A 17,326-nucleotide genomic window follows, 5' to 3' on the forward strand; every position below is an offset into this window, starting at 1 on the left:
GGAACGCGAGCTAGGCGAGGGCCCACGAACGCTCCGGTGTGCCCGCACCGCTCTCGCACCCCATGTGCGCAGCGGCTCAAAATCAGGCACTGTTGCTGTTGGCAGCAGACAGAACATGGACAAGACAACAAGCGTCTCCACCGCGGAAGACGCCAATAATCCTGCCATGCTCCGGCGCTGCCGGCCTAAGGGAGCGAGAGGCGCTCCGCAATGGCTCCTTTGGCTGTCGTGCTTTTCACGGGAGTTGAAAATGCCTGCCCGCGATCACGCCAGAAAGGGCACCGGCGCGGGAGGCACCTCCCGCGCCGGAAAAATCGTCTTTTAGCGACGCAGGCCGAGCTTTTCTATCAGCGTCTTGTAGCGGTTCTCGTCGACCTTCTTGAGGTAGTCGAGCAGGCGACGACGGGTCGAAACCAGCTTCAAAAGACCACGGCGGGAGTGATTGTCCTTGTTGTGGTCCTTGAAGTGCTCGGTCAGGTTGGCGATGCGCTCGGAGAGGATCGCAACCTGCACTTCCGGCGAGCCGGTATCGTTGGCCTTGGTGGCATATTCAGTGATCAGCGCGGTCTTGCGCTCAGCAGTGATCGACATCGGTCAAATCCCTTCTATTTCGAGGATGAGAAAGCCCTAGCCGGGATGTCGTCCAGGTAGGGCCATAGGGCTGGCGCAAGGCGCCGGCTGAGCGTGGATATAGTGGAAAGCAGCGCGGATTTCCAGACCTATTCGCCCCGGCGCTGCTCCAGCTGCTCGTCCGGCCGCACCGCGGCAAAATCGGGATCGAGCGCGCTCATGGGGATCGAGAGGCGCCATTCGACGCCATCGCCATGCTCGTGCCGGTCCACCTGGGCGCCGAGGGCGCCCCCCACCATGGTGCGTAGCACCGTCGTGCCGAAGCCGGACCGTTCGCTGGCCCGCAGGGGGCGGGACAGCATTTCGCGCCAGCCGAATTCGAGCCGGTCGTTCTTTTCGGTCCAGCCCAGCTGTAGCTGGCCTTCCTCGTCGGCAAAGGCGCCATATTGGGTGGCGTTGACCGCCAGTTCATGCAGCGCCATGCCCAGGATCTGCGCGCCCTGCGGGTTGATGCGCAGGTCCTTGCCGACAATGGTGATGCGTCCCGCTTCCTGCGGACGGAAGGGCGCAAGCTGCAGATCGACCAGTTCGCGCAAGGAAACGCCGGCGCGCCCATGCGCCAGCAACAGGTCGGTCGAGCGCGCCAGTCCCATGATCCGGCGTTCCAGCGCCTGAACATAGCTCGGCACATCGGTGGCCCCGCGCGAGGTCTGCTTGGCCATGGCGGAAATCACCGCCATCTGGTTTTTCGAGCGATGCGCCAGTTCGCGCATCAGAAAGCGCACATCGCGCTCGGCGGTCTGGCGCTCGCGGGCAGCCAGGGCCAGGGCCTTGGACACTTCATCGATCTCCGCCACCGGGTAGGAGCGCTCGAACAGCGCTTCGCCCCGCCCGAGCCGCTGGGCATCGAGCCGCAGGCCGCGCACGGCCCGGCTCAGCTGCTGGGCGATCACGAAGGCGATAATCGAAGCGACAAAGGCGATAACGATACCCCAGGCGGCCAGCTGCAACAGGGAGTCCCCGAGCGGGCGCTGCACGTCGATGGCCGAAGCCCATGCAACGATCCGCCAGCCGGTCAGGCCCGAGCGCCATTCGGCCGTCACGACGCGCTCTCCGTCCATGATCTCGTCAGTCCAGTTCGCGCCCGACGCATTGACATTGCGCCGGATCGGCAGCGTGTCTCCGATATCGAGATCGGACCCGGTGGTCGCCGAAATGATCAGATTGTCGCCGTCCACAAGCGCGGCGTGCCAGCCTTCTGGCAATTGGCGGGATTGGAGCACCGGAATGAGGTCACGCGCATTCTGCGTCAGCGCGAGCCCGCGCACGGGGCTGGTTTCGCTTAGCGGCAGCCAGACATTATAGACCCAAGTCTGCGCCACGCGCCCGAAGAACAGGCTCGAGATAGCGGGTGTGGTGCGCTCGAAGGCCCGCGCGGCGGTGGCCATGTCCGATGTCATGCCGACCGGTTCGCCGAAGGTAAGGCGGGTATTGAGCAGCTGATTGCCGTTTGCGTCGATGCCAATGAGATAGGAGCCGGTTCCGGCAAGAGCGATAACCGCGCGCTGGTGGAAATCGGCGAGACGGCCTTCCTCAAGCGCCTGGTCCGAGGACAGCACGCGTAAGGTGGTGATCATGCCGGCCACTTCCCGGTCCACGGCCTGGCCCATGGCCTGCACCGTGGCATTGGTCAGGGCCTGCACCACTTCTTCCTGCGCATCATTGGTGCGATTGAGCAGGACGATACTGACGATCAGCGCGGGGAGCAGGATCACGAGGACAAGGGCAAACAGCAGCCGCGCTACCGGTTGGGGTTGTCGCGTGCGACCGCTTCTGGGCTTGGCGGGTTCGCTGACCCGGTCCTGGGCTTGCGCCGCCATTACACCCTGATCCTCGTCGTCTGTCCGGTCCCGCCGGTGCGGGGAAGTCAATATTTTGCGCTAGAATCACTTGCAGGAAAACTTTCGTCTACTGCTTCGTCAACATTATCCCACTTTTTAGGCTTGTCAGCCTGGGCTTGGGCACCGGCTTCCCGCACCTGAACGGGCGATTCCTTGGGTCCGGGCTTTTTGCCATTCTTCATGGCGGCGGCATTGTCGGTCTGAGGCTTGGTCATGGCGATAGTCCTATGCATCCGGACTCTCACAACACCGCGTCTGCCCGGTGAGTTGCAAACGATGGCATCACAGGTTCTGGTCTGTTAAACAGTGCCGCATGAACCAGCTTCAGCCCAAAAAACTCTACATCAAAACCTATGGCTGTCAGATGAATGTCTATGACAGCGACCGCATGGCCGATGCCTTGGCCCCGCACGGCTATATGCCCACCCAGGAGATCGCCGACGCGGACCTGGTGCTGCTCAACACCTGCCATATCCGGGAAAAAGCCAGCGAGAAGGTGTTTTCCGAGCTTGGGCGGCTTAAGGAACTGCAAACCGAAAAGCGCGCCACCGGTGGCGATCTGATGATCGGCGTCGCCGGCTGTGTCGCGCAGGCCGAGGGCGAGGAAATCGCCCGCCGTGCCCCCATGGTCGATATGGTCTTTGGTCCTCAGGCCTATCACCGCCTGCCCGATATGCTCGCCAAGGCCGAAGCCAATCGGCACATGCATCCCGCGCTGAAGCGCGCCGTGGTCGATACCGACTTCCCCGAGGAAGACAAGTTCGCCCACCTGCCGGCGGCGCGCAAGGACGTCACCATCAGCCGTGGCCTCACCGCCTTTTTGACCGTCCAGGAAGGCTGCGACAAGTTCTGTTCGTTCTGCGTCGTGCCCTATACGCGCGGCGCCGAAGTCAGCCGTCCCGTCGCCCAGGTGCTCGAAGAGGCCCGGCGCCTTGCCGATGCCGGGGTCAAGGAAATCACCCTTCTGGGGCAGAATGTGAATGCCTATCACGGCGAAGATGCTTCAGGCCGTGCCGTTGGCCTCGGTGAATTGGCCTATCTCCTTGCCGAAATCCCGGGCCTCGAGCGCCTGCGCTATACCACGAGCCACCCCCGCGACATGGACGAAGGGCTGATCGCCGCCCATCGCGACCTGCCTTTCCTCATGCCCTATCTCCACCTGCCGGTGCAGTCTGGGTCGGATCGCATTCTCAAAGCCATGAACCGCAAGCACACCGCGGCCGAATATCTGCGCCTTGTCGAGCGCATCAAGACGGCCCGTCCCGACATGGCGATGTCGGGCGATTTCATTGTCGGTTTTCCTGGCGAAACCGACAGCGATTTCGAGGATACGCTGACGATCATTCGCGAAACCGGCTACGCCTCGGCCTATTCCTTCAAATATTCGACCCGCCCCGGCACGCCCGGTGCCAATCTGCCCGACCAGGTCGAGGAAGCGGTCAAAACCGAACGCCTCGCCCGCCTTCAGGAACTGGTTAATCAGCAGACCACCGACTTCCACGCCTCCTGTGTCGGCAAGACCCTGCCGGTTCTGATCGAGCGCAAGGGCCGCATGCCTGGTCAGGTGGGCGGTCGCTCGCCTTATCTCCAGGCCGTGCATCTGGAAGGTTCGACCGACCTGATCGGCGCGATCCACGAGGTCGAGATTATCGGCACCTCCACCAATTCCCTCGTCGGCCGTCTGCGCCAGGCAGCGGCAGCCTGATCTGGGACGGAGCGATTATCGCGAGGCCCGGGGGGTGCTGATCGGCACACGCCTGGGTAATCGCTCTGCGCCGCCTGAGGGACTGCAATCAGAGGTCGGCTCAAGACGTGGCAAGTCCGCCCGCCAAGATATTCTTGCATCTGAACTCGTCCAGTCTTGCACCAGGCGTCCTTCGTCACAAAATATCTACAGACACGGGCACCAAATCAGCCTAGCCTCGTTAATGCATGGGCGCCGCAGTCCGCGGTGTCCCCTTCGGGAGCCGAGAAAGTTTGAGCAGGCACTTGCCACCAACCGCCGATAACGCCCTCGCATCGCAACTCGAACTCGCCTTTGAAGACAATCGCCTGGCTGCCCAGCTTTATGGCGATTTCGACCAGAACCTCGCCCTTATCGAGCAGCGTCTTTCCGTGTCGGCTACGCCGCGCGGCAATCACGTCCTGCTCAAAGGGTCGGCGTCGCGGGTCGATCAGGCGCGTCGCGTCCTCGAATCGCTTTATGCCGGGCTCGAGGAAGGCCGAAGCGCCGACATCGCCGATGTCGATGCGGTGATCCGCATGGTCGAGACCGAGGATTCGCAGCTCACCCTCCCCACGCTTGAGCGCAAGGGCAAGGTGCGCATGGCCCAGATCGCAACCCGCAAGGCCACCATCGCTGCCCGCACTCCGGCTCAGGATGCCTATATGCGCGCCATGGAGCGGAGCGAACTGGTGTTCGGCGTTGGGCCCGCCGGTACCGGCAAGACCTATCTTGCTGTCGCCCATGCCGCGTCCCTTCTCGAACGCGGCGATATCAACCGCATCATCCTGTCCCGCCCGGCTGTTGAAGCCGGCGAGCGCCTGGGTTTTCTCCCCGGCGACATGAAGGACAAGGTCGATCCCTACCTGCGTCCACTTTATGACGCGCTCTACGACATGATGAAGCCCGAAAATGTCGAGCGCTGCATCACGTCCGGCATCATCGAAGTGGCTCCGCTTGCCTTTATGCGCGGCCGCACGCTGGCAAATTCCGTCGTGATCCTCGATGAGGCCCAAAATACCACATCGATGCAGATGAAGATGTTCCTGACCCGTCTTGGCGAAAACTCCAAGATGATCGTCACCGGCGACCCAACTCAGGTCGATCTGCCGCGCGGCGAGAAATCGGGCCTCGTCGAGGCGGTTAATCTGCTTGATGGCGTCGAGGGCGTGCATATCTCGCGCTTCGGTGACAAGGACGTGGTGCGTCACGCCCTTGTTGGGCGCATCGTGCGGGCCTATGAAGCGGATACCGCGCGCCGTCTTGCCCAGCGCGAAGGCGACACGGACGGATTGGCGCGCACGCTGGGCACCATGCCCCGCAGCTGAACCCTTCCCTGCCAGTCAGATATTGAGCCAAATTGCCGCCGATCCCACCGCTTGAAATCGCCGTCATCCGCAACGCCGATGGCTGGCCCGATGACTTCGATGCCCTCGCCGAGCGCGCCGTTCTGGCCGCTCTTGCGGGGGCCAAGCCCAAGGTCACCGGCGCCGCGGAAGTCTCGATTCTTCTGACCGACGATGCCGAACAGCGCGAGCTCAACAGCCAGTGGCGCGGCAAGGACAGCTCGACCAATGTCCTCAGTTTCCCCCAGATCGAGCCGTTCGAGCCTGTCATCGGGCTGCTCGGCGACATCACCCTGGCGCGCGAAACGCTCGAGCGCGAAGCCGCCGAACTCGACAAAAGCCTTCAAGATCATTTCACCCATCTCGTGGTGCATGGCTTTTTGCACATTTTAGGCTATGATCACCTCGATGAGGACGAGGCTCTGGAGATGGAGCGCCTCGAAACTCATATCCTGGCGGGGCTCGGTATTGCCGATCCCTATGCCGACGAGGCGTCCTGAATATCGCCTCGGTCCCATATTCTTTTGCAAGGATAGTGTGCCGTTCGTAACGGCCTGACATTGATGAACGACAGTGATCGTAAGGGTCCCCGGGTGCCCGATAATCCCGAGCCTCCTTCTAGTACCGCCCCCGTCCCAACGGTGCGGGGGCCGAGTCTGATCAACAGGCTCAAATCCATTCTGACGCTGAAGACGGTGTCGCTGCGCGACGACCTGCAGGTGGCGCTTGAGGAAAGCGGCACCGGGGAAACCGCCGATTTCACCGAGAGCGAACGCGCCATTCTGCAGAATGTGCTCAAGCTTTCGGGCGTCTCGATAGATGACATCATGGTCGAGCGTTCCGATATCCAGGCCGTCGCTGCCGATATCAACCTTGGCACCCTGATCGCCAAGTTCCGCCAGGTCGGTCATTCCCGCCTGCCGGTCTATGATGGCGAGCTCGACAACATTATCGGCTTCATCCACATCAAGGATGCCATGGCCAAGATCACCGAGGCGGTGACCGATCCTGAAAAGGAAGTGCCGGTTCGCCTGCTCTCGGCGGCCCTGCGCCAGAAGATCGGCAAGCTCGGCATCACCCGCACGGCCATGTTCGTGCCCACCTTCATGCCGGCCGGTGATCTCCTGCAGTCGATGCGCGCCTCCAGGGTCCATATGGCGATCGTGGTCGATGAATATGGCGGCACCGATGGTCTCGTGACCATCGAAGATCTCCTGGAAGCCATTGTCGGCAAGATCGAGGACGAGCACGACGAAGCGGTCCGCGCCATGGTGCGCAAAGTGGGCGACGATACCTATATCGCCAATGCCCGTGCCGAGCTCGAGGAAGTCCGCGCCGTGGTCGGCGACGATTTCGACCCCGGCGAGCATGCCGAAGACGTCGAAACCATCGGCGGTCTTGTTTTCGACCTTGCCGGGCATGTGCCGCGCCGGGGCGAAAAGGTGACGGGGCTTGAAGGCTTCGAGTTCGAGATTCTCGCCTCTGATGGCCGCCGCATCAAGCGCCTGCGCATCCGCCGCAAGCGCCCCGATGATGAGAGTGCCGAAGTGCTGGCCATCACCGACCAGCGCCCGGACGAACAGAAGCTGGCGGCGGAATAGCAGCTCTTAGAGAGAACCAAATAGCGAAAGGCCTCGATGATCGCTCATCGAGGCCTTTGGCTTGCTGCTGAACTGATGCCGGCCGGTTAGACCTGCTGGACGCTTTCGACGCCGGGCACGAAATGCCGGAGCAGGTTCTCGATGCCGCTCTTGAGCGTGGCGGTCGAGGAAGGGCAACCCGAACAGGCGCCCTGCATGTGGAGGAACACCGTACCTTCCTTGTAGCCGCGGAAGATAATGTCGCCGCCATCCATGGCCACGGCCGGACGCACGCGCGTTGCCAGGAGTTCCTTGATCACCTCGACCATTTCCTTGTCTTCTTCCTCGAAGAATTCTTCGCCGGCCGAGAGATCGTCAAAGGCATCGGCGCCTTCGCTGATCACCGGCTTGCCGGACAGGAAATGGTCCATGATCACGCCCAGAATGGCTGGCTTGATATGGGGCCAGTTGGTCTCGTCCTTGGTGACCGAAATGAAATCGGAACCGAGGAATACGCCGGTCACACCGGAAATGCCGAAAAGGCTGGCCGCCAGCGGAGACATGTCCGCGGCTTCCGCCGTGCGGAAATCGCGCGGCTCACCCACCAGCACGTCGCGACCGGGCAGGAATTTGAGCGTGGCCGGATTGGGCGTTGCTTCGGTCTGAATGAACATAACATGCTCCGTGAGGTAGACTTAGAACGTTTCTAATCTAGTCTGCCCAAAGCTGCAAGTCCCAAGACCGGGCAGGCCCCGGCCTCAGGCTGATAGCTCCCATGCGCCAAAGCCATGGCCGGCCGTAAGCAAAAACGTCAGTGCGGCTTCACCGCATCCTTGAGCGCCTTGACGAGATCGGTCTTCTCCCAGGAGAAACTACCGTCGCGTCCGGGTTTGCGCCCGAAGTGACCATAGGCTGCCGTCTTGGCATAGATGGGCTTGTTAAGATCGAGATGGGTGCGGATCCCGCGCGGGGTCAAGTCCATCACCTCGGCCAGTGCCTTTTCAAGCCGTGCTTCGTCCACCTTGCCGGTGCCGTGCAGATCCACATAGATCGAAAGCGGTTTGGCGACACCAATCGCATAGCTGAGCTGGATCGTGGCGCGGTCGGCGAGCCCTGCGGCCACCACGTTTTTGGCAAGATAACGCGCCGCATAGGCAGCCGAACGGTCGACCTTGGTCGGATCCTTGCCCGAAAAGGCGCCGCCGCCATGGGGCGCTGCTCCGCCATAGGTGTCGACGATGATCTTGCGGCCCGTCAGGCCCGCATCGCCATCGGGACCGCCCACGACGAATTTGCCGGTGGGATTAACGTGCCACACCGTTTCATCGCTGATCCAGCCCTGCGGCAGGGCTTCGCGCACGATGGGCTCGACAATGGTGCGCACATCGCTCGAGGTCAGCGATTCATCCAGGTGCTGGGTCGAAAGCACGATCTGGGTTACAGCAACCGGCTGGCCGTTTTCGTAGCGTACGGTCACCTGCGTCTTGGCGTCTGGCCCGAGCTTGCCGGCCGGTCCGTGATTGGCCTTGCGCGCAGTGGTCAGGGTTTCAAGGATCTTGTGGGCATAGTAGATGGGCGCCGGCAGCAGCTCCGGAGTTTCCCGCGCCGCATAGCCGAACATGATGCCCTGGTCGCCCGCGCCCACATCCTTGTTGCCGCTTTCATCGACACCTTGGGCGATATCGGCCGATTGACCGTGCAGGAGCACGTCGATCTTGCAGCTCTTCCAGTGGAAGCCCGATTGCTCGTAGCCGATCGCGCGGATGGCCTTGCGGGCAGCCGACTTGAACTTGGATGGATTGACAAGTGGCGCGCCGGAGGGATCGTGAAGGACATTGCCCTCCTTGTCCTTCTTGAGCAGCGTTTCGGGCACACGCACTTCCCCCGCGATCACCACGCGATTGGTGGTCGCCAGCGTTTCGCAGGCGATGCGCACCTTGGAGGGGTCCATGTCGGCCTTCTTGGCCTCGCGGAACACCAGATCGACGATCTCGTCGGAGATCCGGTCGCACACCTTGTCCGGATGACCTTCGGAAACCGACTCTGAGGTGAATTGAAACGAAGAGCGCGCCACGCAACAGCTCCAAAATGTCAAAAAGAGCCCGAAATGGGCTAAACTAGCCGGTTTGTGACACCGGCCGCCTCTTGGGTCAAGGTAGATATAAAGAAAGCTTGATATGATCGTCCGGCAGGGTTGAGCAAATCTTGCTGCCGCGTCTTTGCCTTTCCATTGCCCGCTTGCTGTGCCAAGGAATGGGAAACAAAGCATTTGGATCAACCATGGCCATTCGACTGCATCGCGGCGACCTGCCCAATCTCAGCAATTATTCCGGCCGCGAAGTAGCGATCGACACCGAAACCATGGGGCTCAATCCCCACCGCGACCGGCTGTGCGTGGTGCAGCTTTCCCCCGGTGATGGCAGCGCTGATCTGATCCAGATACCCATGGACGGCAGCGCCGCGCCCAATCTGACCCAGTTGCTCGCCGATCCGGCCGTCACCAAGATCTTCCACTATGCCCGCTTCGATGTGGCCGTCCTTCAGCAGCGCTTCGGCGTTGTCACCGGCCCCATCTATTGCACCAAGATCGCGTCGCGCCTCGTGCGCACCTATACTGATCGGCACGGCTTGAAGGAGCTGGCGCGCGAACTGCTCAATGTCGATCTCAGCAAGCAGCAGCAAAGCTCGGACTGGGGTCAGGAAAAGCTGTCCGACGCGCAGCTCGATTATGCCGCTTCCGACGTGCTTTACCTGCACGATCTCAAGCGTCATCTCGATCGCATGCTGCGCCGCGAAAACCGGCTCGAACTCGCCCAGCAGTGCTTTGATTTCGTCAAGACGCGCTGTGCGCTGGACCTGCTGGGCTGGCAGGAAACCGACATCTTCGCCCATAGTTGACGGAGCCGACCGTGTCGCTGGTCCATCCTGGAGATCGCGGGGCGACCTATGGGCGGCTTGTCCGTCGCAACCGCTTCATCGGCCTTCTTCGGCTCGCCGTGCCGGCAAGCGGGGCGGTCATTCTCGCCGCCCTTCTGGTTCAGATCTATGTTTCCAGCCTCGGTAACCGGTATGGCGTGGGCCAGATCACCGTCACACCCGATGCCATCGTGGTCGAGGCGCCAGAATATGCCGGCATACTCGGGGACGGCTCCAGCTACCGCGTCTTTGCCGACGAGGCCCGGGCCAACAAGGACAATACCGACATGATCGGGCTCGGCAATGCCGCAATCGTGCTCAATCGTGCCGATGGCGTGCAGATGCAGGCCGAAACGGGCTTGGCCGATCTCGATACCCTGAACCAGGCCGTGATCACGCCCGAAAGCACCGACATCGCCGATTCCCTGGGAACACAGGGCACTCTGGGACCTTCCGTCTTTGATTGGCAGAACAAGGTGCTGACGAGCGAAGGCCCCGTCGATATCCTTTATGCCGATGGCACTACCATCAGGGCTGATGGCCTTGTTTATGATCTGGATGGCAAGGTCTGGTCATTTTCCCGCGCCAGCGTCGTCTTGCCGTCCACCCCCGGAGAAACCCTGCCATGAAGCGGCTCGTGCCGACCCTGCTGTTCGCCGCTTTGACCCTCTTGCCCGCCCACGGCCAGCAGCAGGTCGAGATTTCAGCCGACCTTTTCACCATCGAGGAAGAGGCGCGCCAGGCCCTCTTTACCGGTCAGGTCGTCGTCAAGCATCCCAGCGTCACCGTGTGGGCCAGCAAGGTCATCGCCAGCTATGGCGAAGGGGGCACCAGCGACATCCGCTCCTTTGAAGCCACCGGCACGGTCAAGCTCGAAACGCGCGATCAGACCGCCACCGGCGAGCGTGCCGTGTTCACGCCTGCCGACCAGATGCTGCGGCTCACCGGCAATGTGGAAGTGGTCAATTCCGGCGGCACCGTCCGTGCCAATGAACTCGTGGTCGATATGGCGAGCGGGGTGTCCACCTTCACCGCGGCCTCGGGTGGCCGCGTTACCGGGGTCTTTACCTCGCAATGACCGACGAAGCCCCTCGCCCCCGTCTCGATCAGTCCGGCTGGCTGGTCGCCCAGGGACTTGCCAAGACCTTCGGCAAGCGCTCCGTGGTGCGCGATGTGTCCCTTGCCGTACGGCGCGGGGAAGCGGTGGGGCTTTTGGGGCCCAACGGCGCGGGCAAGACCACCGTCTTTACCATGATCATGGGCCTTGTGCGGCCCGATGCCGGCCAGATCCAGCTCGACGGCAACAACATCACTCATCTGCCCCTCTTTCAGCGCGGCCGGCTCGGCATCGGCTACCTGCCGCAGGAGCCCTCGATTTTTCGCGGCATGACCGTGTCGGGCAACATACTCGCCATTCTCGAAAACACCGTGCGCGGCCGGGCGGAGCGGAAGCGCCGGCTCGCCCAATTGCTGGAAGAGTTTTCCATCCAGCATCTGGCCGATGCCAATGCTCTGGCACTGTCGGGGGGCGAGCGGCGGCGGGTCGAAATCGCCCGGGCTCTTGCGGCCGAGCCGATCTTCATGCTGCTCGACGAACCCTTTGCCGGCGTCGATCCCATCGCGGTGGCCGAGGTCAAGGGTCTCGTGCGCCAATTGACTCAGCGCGGCATCGGCGTCCTCATCACCGATCACGCGGTGCGCGAAACCCTGGGGCTCGTCGATCGCGCCTATGTCATCCATGGCGGCACCGTGATGATCCAGGGCCGCCCCGAAACCATTTCGGCCGACCCCGATGCACGGCGCGTTTATCTCGGCGAGAATTTCGAGTTTTAAGCGCCGGGGCCTGCACGAGGCACGTTGCCATCGGCCAAGATGCGCAAAGCACTTGGCACAGAACTTGCCCGCGCCCACGAATTGAGTCATGTTGCGCTCGGGAAGCCGCCCTTCGGGGCACGATGTGACGCGTCAAGAGGTTGAAAATAATGGCACTTTCGCCGCGGCTGGAGTTTCGCCAGGCCCAGAGCCTGACGCTGACGCCGCAGCTGATGCAGTCGATCAAGCTGCTGCAGTTGAGCCATCTGGAACTGAACGATTTCGTTGATGCCGAGCTGCTGCGCAATCCGCTGCTCGAACGGGAAGACGGCGGCGGCGAGGAAGCTGCGCCCGAAGAGCCCCAGCACGTGCCCGCCGAAATGAGCGCTTACGAGGACACCGTTGCCTCGGGGGAGCGCACCAAGGATGCCGGCGAGATCGCCGAAGGCTATGACACGGCCGTCGAAAACGTCTTCCCCGATGCGGCCACCATCGATCTCGGCGGCGCAACCGGCCCGGATCGCAACGGCTCCTTTGAAGTCGGCGAAGCCCCTGATCTTGACCAGTTCGTCGCCAGCCGCCCTCGTCTTTCCGATCACCTCGAAGCCCAGGCGCAGATGCTGCTGCGCACCCAGGCCGACCGGCTGATCGGCCAGCACCTGATCGATGGCCTCAACGAAGCCGGCTACCTTACCGTCGATCTCGACAGCATCGCTCTCTTGCTGGGCGCGGAACTGGGCGATGTCGAAGCCGTGCTCGGCGCCCTTCAAGGCTGCGATCCCGTGGGGGTCTTTGCCCGCACCGTTGCCGAATGCCTCGGCCTGCAACTGCGCGAGCGCGACCGGCTCGATCCCATCATGCAGCGTCTGCTCGACAATCTCGAGCTCGTTGCCGCACACAATGTTCCCGCCCTTCTCAAGGCTGTGGGCTGCGACCGCGAGGATCTCGCCGATATGCTGGCCGAACTGCGCCTGCTCGATCCGCGCCCTGGCCTTGCCTTCGATTCAGGGCCCGTGGAGGCGGTGGTGCCCGATGTCTTCGTCCGGTCGGGGCCCGATGGAAGTTGGCAGATCGAGCTTAACAGCGACACCTTGCCCAAGGTCCTCGTCAATCGCGTCTATTATGCCAGCGTCACCAAAAAGGCGCGCGATGCTGCGGAAAAGACCTTTCTTTCCGATTGCCTCGCCACCGCCAATTGGCTGACCAAGAGCCTCGATCAGCGCGCCCAGACCATCACCAAGGTCGCCGCCGAAATCGTTCGCCAGCAGGATGGCTTTCTCACCCATGGCGTGGCGCACCTGAAGCCCATGACGCTCAAAATGGTCGCCGAAGAAATCGAGATGCACGAATCGACGGTGTCGCGCGTCACTTCCAACAAATATATGGCCACCCCGCGCGGGCTCTATGAAATGAAGTATTTCTTCACCACGGCCATCGCCTCGAGCGAGGGCGGCGGCGATCACTCCGCCGAAGCGGTGCGCCACCGCATCCGCCAGCTGATCGATGCCGAGCCCGCCAATGCCATCCTCTCCGATGACACGATCGCCGAACTCCTGCGCAAGGAACAGGGGATCGATGTCGCCCGCCGCACCGTCGCCAAATATCGCGAGGGCATGAACATCCCCTCCTCGGTCATTCGCCGCCGGCAGAAAAAGGCTTTTGCGTAAGGGTGTTTGGCTGACACCGCCGCCCACGCGACGTCGTGCCTCGAAAGGGAGGAAAAAGCATCTGCCCGCCGCACGAAACCGCAACGCCAAAACACCTTCAGCCCCTCTGACCCGGACAATCTTCCCAAGATGGAGATTGATAGAGATCAATGCCGGGTCTAGCATCCTTGGGTCATCATGCCCATGTGAAGGGGTGATGACAGGCAGATCCCGGATCCGGGCAATCGGCTTCGGGACCTCTTGCGTCGATCAAAAGACCGAAAGGAAGAAGAAGCCATGACCTTGCGCGTTTCGGGAAAGAACATGGATGTGGGCGATGCCCTGCGCGGCAAAGCCGAGGAGCACTTTGCCAGCGTCGTCGGAAAATATTTCGATGGCGGCTATGACGGCCACCTCACCCTTACTCCCGACGGTATCGGTTTCCGGGCTGATTGCGTCGTCCACCTCGATAGCGGCGCCACGCTGCAGGCCAGCGCCCAGGGGGGCGATGCCACTTCTGCCTATGAAGTCATGGCGCTCAACATTGAAAAGCGCCTCCGCCGCTACAATCGCAAGCTCAAGTCGCATCGCCGCGGCAATGGCACGGGTGCCGATGGCGTACCCGCCCAATATACTGTTTTCGGCTCGAGCGAAGGGTTGGACGAGCTCGAAGAGGACTATGCCCCGCCCGTTGTTGCCGAGACTACGCGCAGCCTGCGCCAGATGAGCGTCGAGGAAGCCGTCATGGAGCTCGACTATTCCGGTCAGCAGGTTGTGATGTTTCGTCACGCTGGACATGGGGGGCTGAATGTGGTCTACCGCCGCGCGGACGGCAATATAGGCTGGATCGATCCGGCCCTGGGAGCAAATTGATGGCTCCCGCTGCCACGAACACGCTCAAGTAGTGCCCAAGGCAGACTAATGGAATTGGTCGAAATTCTGGCGGCGGACGCCGTGCTTGATTGCACGGGCGTCGGCTCGAAACGCCAGCTTCTTGAAGTCATGTGCGACAAGGCTTCTGTGACAACTGGAATGAGTGGTGCAGACATCCTCGCAGCCGTGATCGGCCGCGAGGAGCTTGGCTCCACCGGCATCGGCAATGGCATCGCCATTCCCCATGGCAAGCTTGCAGGTTTGAAAAATGTGACCGCCGTTTTCGCCCGGCTCGATGAGCCGATCGAATTCGACGCAGTGGACGACCAGCCGGTCGACCTCGTCATTCTGCTGCTCGCGCCGGTAGGCGCTGGTGCCGATCATCTCAAGGCGCTTTCGCGCGTGGCACGCCTGCTGCGCACCGACAGCGTCGTCGAGAGCCTGCGCCGTGCAGAAGACTCGACTGATCTCTATGACGTGCTGACCCGGCCGATTGAAGGCATCAACGCAGCCTGATCGCGGCTGCACTCACGAAAAAAGCCCCGCCGGTCTCGCCAGCGGGGCTTTGTTTGTTTGTGCTGCAGCCTCTGATTGAGGCTGGCAGGTCGGGCAGGGGACCTGCCCCCGGTGTTAATGCAGGGTAGCGAGCCCCAGATTCTTGTCGCCGAGCCATTCGGTCACGGCATCCGCCGTATCGGCCACCATCAGCGGCGTGCCATCGGCGGACATGACCAGCTGGTACATTTCGCCGGCATTGAACTCGGCTTCATGGATCATGCCGGACAACAGAGCGCCGGTCACGGGCTTGATATAGGCGACCGCACTGCCGCCAAGGGCGGCGAACTGGGCCTGCGTCAGGTCGCGCAGGGGGTGTGCTTCGGCGGGCACGGCGTCGGAATTGCGTCTATCCATCATTTTTAGGCCCTTTCCTTTTAGAGCGAACGTATGTCGATACGGCGGGCGAGCTTGGCTGTTCTGGGACGCTCAAGAGCAATAACGAGCATGCCATGGCTCAAAGTTGCATCCTTCACGATCATTCCATCGGCAAGCAGGAACGTCCGCTGGAATTGACGGGCGGCGATGCCCCGATGGAGAAACTCCCGGCCGGGTTCGTCCTTCTGCTTGCCGCGAACGCTGAGCTGGTTGTCTTCGCTCATCACCTCAAGCTCGCCTTGCGAGAAACCGGCAACGGCAATGGAGATAACAAAGCGCTCTGAACCGTCTTCGTTGGTCGCCCGCTCGATATTGTAGGGGGGATAGCCATCCGCTGACCGGGCGAGCCGGTCGATCCTTTCCTCGAAGCTGTCAAAGCCAAGCAGAAAGGGCGCGGAAAAAACCGAAATACGCGACATCAACGCCGTCCTTGTTCACGCAAGCAACGTATGTTTGCCGACCCGGGAAGTGGCATCGGCAGGGTGATCCAGATATGGGTTGCCTAGGCCTTGCGTTCAAGTCTGATCGCGGCGGGCCGAAACCGTCCAAAGAGGTCTTCATGCCCCAGTCCCGCACCGTTGCCGTCATCACGCCCGCCTTTTGCGCACAGGAAACGCTTCCCACCACCGTTTCCAGCGTCCTGGCCCAGACCCATGGCGACTGGCAGCACTGGATCATTGCCGACGATGGCTTTGCCTATGAAGCCTTTTTGTCAGAGCACGGGCTTGCCGATCCCCGTCAGGTGTTCCTCTCGAGCGGTGGGGTCGGCACTGGCGCCTCGCGCACCCGCAATGTTGCGCTCGACACCATCGACACCCCCTATGTCGCCATCCTCGATGCCGACGATCGCCTCAAGCCGCAAAAGCTCGAGCTTGCCCTCGCCGCGCTCCAGACCCATGCCATTGTCACCACTGGCCTCGACGTGATGAGCATGGACTTCTCCCATCTGCGCTATGTCGGCACGGGCGAAACGCGCGCACTCTCCCCCGGCGAGCACAAATTCGAGAGCCTTTCCATGGATTCCATGGTGCTCTGGGACCGTCGCCGGACCGATGCCCGCTACGATCCGACCCTGTCCAACATGACCGATCTTGAACTGCTCTTGCAGCTCTATCGCCATGCGCCCAAATCGATGCATCTGGGCGAGCCGCTCCACGATTACATCAAGCGCGACGGCTCGATGAGCAATGGCAAGAACGTCGCGGCCGGCATGATCGCCAGCAAGACCGAAATCCTCAGACGCCTGGAAGCCGGCCACTATGGCCTCAGCGCGGTGGATGTCTCGGGCCTTGCCCGGTTCCTCCGCGTTTCCCTCGCCGCCGAGGCCGCTTATGGCGCCGCGCTCGCCGAAACGCCGGAGCTCCTGTTCGAAGATCACCTCGAACCGATGCTGAACGCGGCGCGGGCGTGATGCGCCGGATTCACGGGAGGAGAAGCGCCAGAATATCCTGGTGGATGGCCTCCCAGTCTGCGTCGCTGAGCGGATGGAAATCGAATCCGCGCAGCATCAGCGCGCCCTCGCAGGCAAGAAGCGCAAGGCGAGCCCGCCGGCCTGTTTCGGTGGTCACGTCGAGCTGTCCGAGAATAGCGCGGTAATAGTCCTGCGCTCCCTGCCGATACTGGGGCGAGCGCATGAAGTTGGCGATCAGCGCCAGGGATCGCTCGGTGACGAGATCGCCCGCGCCCTGGCTGCCAAGCACATGGGCGCGCACCCGGTTCTGCGGTGTTTCGCCAGCTTTTGCGAGAAATTCGGCGGCTATGGCGTCCATGGCGGCAAAGACACGGCCAAAAATGGCATCGATCAGCGCGTCCTTGCTGGGAAAGGCATAAAGCACCCCACCCTTGCTGACCCCGGCCTCGGCAGCCACGGCATCCATGGTCAGTTGCCCTGCACCATCTCGCAGGACCACGCGCTCAGCCGCGTCGAGCAAGGCTCCGCGATCGATTGTTTGCTTACGTCCCACACTGACCTCTTTGCAATCCGTCCAGACGGATTTATATCCCGGCGGCTATTTGGCCAACCCGC

At 62.0% G+C, this 17,326-nt stretch carries 20 protein-coding genes; 12 read left to right on the top strand and 8 right to left on the bottom strand.

From position 1 onward, the window contains the following. Positions 1-321 precede the first annotated feature (321 nt). The 3 genes from rpsO to BM364_RS15440 all read right to left on the bottom strand — a co-directional run bounded on the left by rpsO (position 322) and on the right by BM364_RS15440 (position 2,686). Positions 322-591, bottom strand: a complete 270-nt coding sequence (gene rpsO, locus BM364_RS15430; RefSeq protein WP_092426115.1) for a 30S ribosomal protein S15 — start codon at positions 589-591, stop codon at positions 322-324. A gap of 128 nt (positions 592-719) precedes the next feature. Next, complete coding sequence (locus BM364_RS15435) at positions 720-2,450, bottom strand: sensor histidine kinase (RefSeq protein ID WP_092426117.1); 1,731 nt, start codon at positions 2,448-2,450, stop codon at positions 720-722. Positions 2,451-2,497: 47 nt separating this feature from the next. Next, a complete protein-coding gene (locus BM364_RS15440; RefSeq protein WP_092426119.1) occupies positions 2,498-2,686 on the bottom strand; it encodes a hypothetical protein in 189 nt (62 codons plus the stop codon). A 98-nt stretch (positions 2,687-2,784) separates the two neighbouring features. Between BM364_RS15440 and miaB the strand changes: the two genes are divergently transcribed. From miaB to BM364_RS15460, 4 genes are all read left to right on the top strand, one after another. Continuing rightward, positions 2,785-4,176: a tRNA (N6-isopentenyl adenosine(37)-C2)-methylthiotransferase MiaB gene (gene miaB, locus BM364_RS15445; RefSeq protein ID WP_092426121.1), complete on the top strand. Its 1,392-nt coding sequence runs from the start codon at positions 2,785-2,787 to the stop codon at positions 4,174-4,176. Between the two features lie 227 nt (positions 4,177-4,403). Then, complete coding sequence (locus BM364_RS15450) at positions 4,404-5,522, top strand: PhoH family protein (protein WP_092426122.1); 1,119 nt, start codon at positions 4,404-4,406, stop codon at positions 5,520-5,522. 41 nt (positions 5,523-5,563) lie between these two features. Continuing rightward, positions 5,564-6,040, top strand: coding sequence for an rRNA maturation RNase YbeY (gene ybeY, locus BM364_RS15455; RefSeq protein WP_092426392.1), 477 nt, complete (start codon positions 5,564-5,566; stop codon positions 6,038-6,040). A gap of 63 nt (positions 6,041-6,103) precedes the next feature. Beyond that, positions 6,104-7,141 (top strand): hemolysin family protein, encoded by a 1,038-nt coding sequence (locus tag BM364_RS15460; protein WP_092426124.1) that lies wholly within the window; start codon positions 6,104-6,106, stop codon positions 7,139-7,141. An 86-nt stretch (positions 7,142-7,227) separates the two neighbouring features. On the opposite strand, the gene BM364_RS15465 is transcribed toward BM364_RS15460, so the two are convergent. Both BM364_RS15465 and metK read right to left on the bottom strand, forming a co-directional pair. Then, a complete protein-coding gene (locus BM364_RS15465) occupies positions 7,228-7,794 on the bottom strand; it encodes a NifU family protein (protein WP_092426126.1) in 567 nt (188 codons plus the stop codon). Between the two features lie 137 nt (positions 7,795-7,931). Then, complete coding sequence (metK, locus tag BM364_RS15470; RefSeq protein ID WP_092426128.1) at positions 7,932-9,194, bottom strand: methionine adenosyltransferase; 1,263 nt, start codon at positions 9,192-9,194, stop codon at positions 7,932-7,934. Between the two features lie 206 nt (positions 9,195-9,400). Here metK and BM364_RS15475 point away from each other — a divergent pair, with 206 nt between their 5' ends. From BM364_RS15475 to BM364_RS15505, 7 genes are all read left to right on the top strand, one after another. After that, a complete protein-coding gene (locus BM364_RS15475) occupies positions 9,401-10,018 on the top strand; it encodes a ribonuclease D (protein WP_092426394.1) in 618 nt (205 codons plus the stop codon). 11 nt (positions 10,019-10,029) lie between these two features. Beyond that, positions 10,030-10,665 (top strand): hypothetical protein, encoded by a 636-nt coding sequence (locus BM364_RS15480; RefSeq protein WP_139232604.1) that lies wholly within the window; start codon positions 10,030-10,032, stop codon positions 10,663-10,665. Then, a complete protein-coding gene (locus BM364_RS15485) occupies positions 10,662-11,114 on the top strand; it encodes an LptA/OstA family protein (protein WP_092426131.1) in 453 nt (150 codons plus the stop codon). Before BM364_RS15480 ends, BM364_RS15485 begins: the two co-directional genes overlap by 4 nt. After that, positions 11,111-11,869, top strand: a complete 759-nt coding sequence (lptB, locus tag BM364_RS15490) for an LPS export ABC transporter ATP-binding protein (RefSeq protein WP_092426133.1) — start codon at positions 11,111-11,113, stop codon at positions 11,867-11,869. Before BM364_RS15485 ends, lptB begins: the two co-directional genes overlap by 4 nt. 149 nt (positions 11,870-12,018) lie before the next feature. After that, positions 12,019-13,515: an RNA polymerase factor sigma-54 gene (gene rpoN / locus BM364_RS15495; protein ID WP_092426135.1), complete on the top strand. Its 1,497-nt coding sequence runs from the start codon at positions 12,019-12,021 to the stop codon at positions 13,513-13,515. 276 nt (positions 13,516-13,791) lie between these two features. Then, a complete protein-coding gene (hpf, locus tag BM364_RS15500; protein WP_092426137.1) occupies positions 13,792-14,367 on the top strand; it encodes a ribosome hibernation-promoting factor, HPF/YfiA family in 576 nt (191 codons plus the stop codon). 48 nt (positions 14,368-14,415) lie between these two features. Further along, entirely contained in the window at positions 14,416-14,883 is a 468-nt protein-coding gene (locus BM364_RS15505; RefSeq protein ID WP_092426139.1) for a PTS sugar transporter subunit IIA, read from the top strand. A 114-nt stretch (positions 14,884-14,997) separates the two neighbouring features. Here the strand turns inward: BM364_RS15505 and BM364_RS15510 are convergent, their stop codons facing one another. Further along, positions 14,998-15,282, bottom strand: a complete 285-nt coding sequence (locus BM364_RS15510) for a DUF1150 family protein (protein ID WP_092426140.1) — start codon at positions 15,280-15,282, stop codon at positions 14,998-15,000. A gap of 17 nt (positions 15,283-15,299) precedes the next feature. Then, positions 15,300-15,719, bottom strand: a complete 420-nt coding sequence (locus tag BM364_RS15515; protein WP_092426142.1) for an Hsp20 family protein — start codon at positions 15,717-15,719, stop codon at positions 15,300-15,302. A 221-nt stretch (positions 15,720-15,940) separates the two neighbouring features. On the opposite strand from BM364_RS15515, the gene BM364_RS15520 reads away from it, so the two are divergent. Beyond that, positions 15,941-16,711: a glycosyltransferase family A protein gene (locus tag BM364_RS15520; RefSeq protein WP_425284909.1), complete on the top strand. Its 771-nt coding sequence runs from the start codon at positions 15,941-15,943 to the stop codon at positions 16,709-16,711. A gap of 10 nt (positions 16,712-16,721) precedes the next feature. Here the strand turns inward: BM364_RS15520 and BM364_RS15525 are convergent, their stop codons facing one another. Beyond that, on the bottom strand, positions 16,722-17,264 hold the full coding sequence (locus tag BM364_RS15525) for a TetR/AcrR family transcriptional regulator (protein WP_092426146.1): 543 nt from the start codon (positions 17,262-17,264) through the stop codon (positions 16,722-16,724). Positions 17,265-17,326 lie beyond the last annotated feature (62 nt).

This window comes from Devosia crocina (assembly GCF_900116545.1).
Lineage (GTDB): Bacteria > Pseudomonadota > Alphaproteobacteria > Rhizobiales > Devosiaceae > Devosia > Devosia crocina.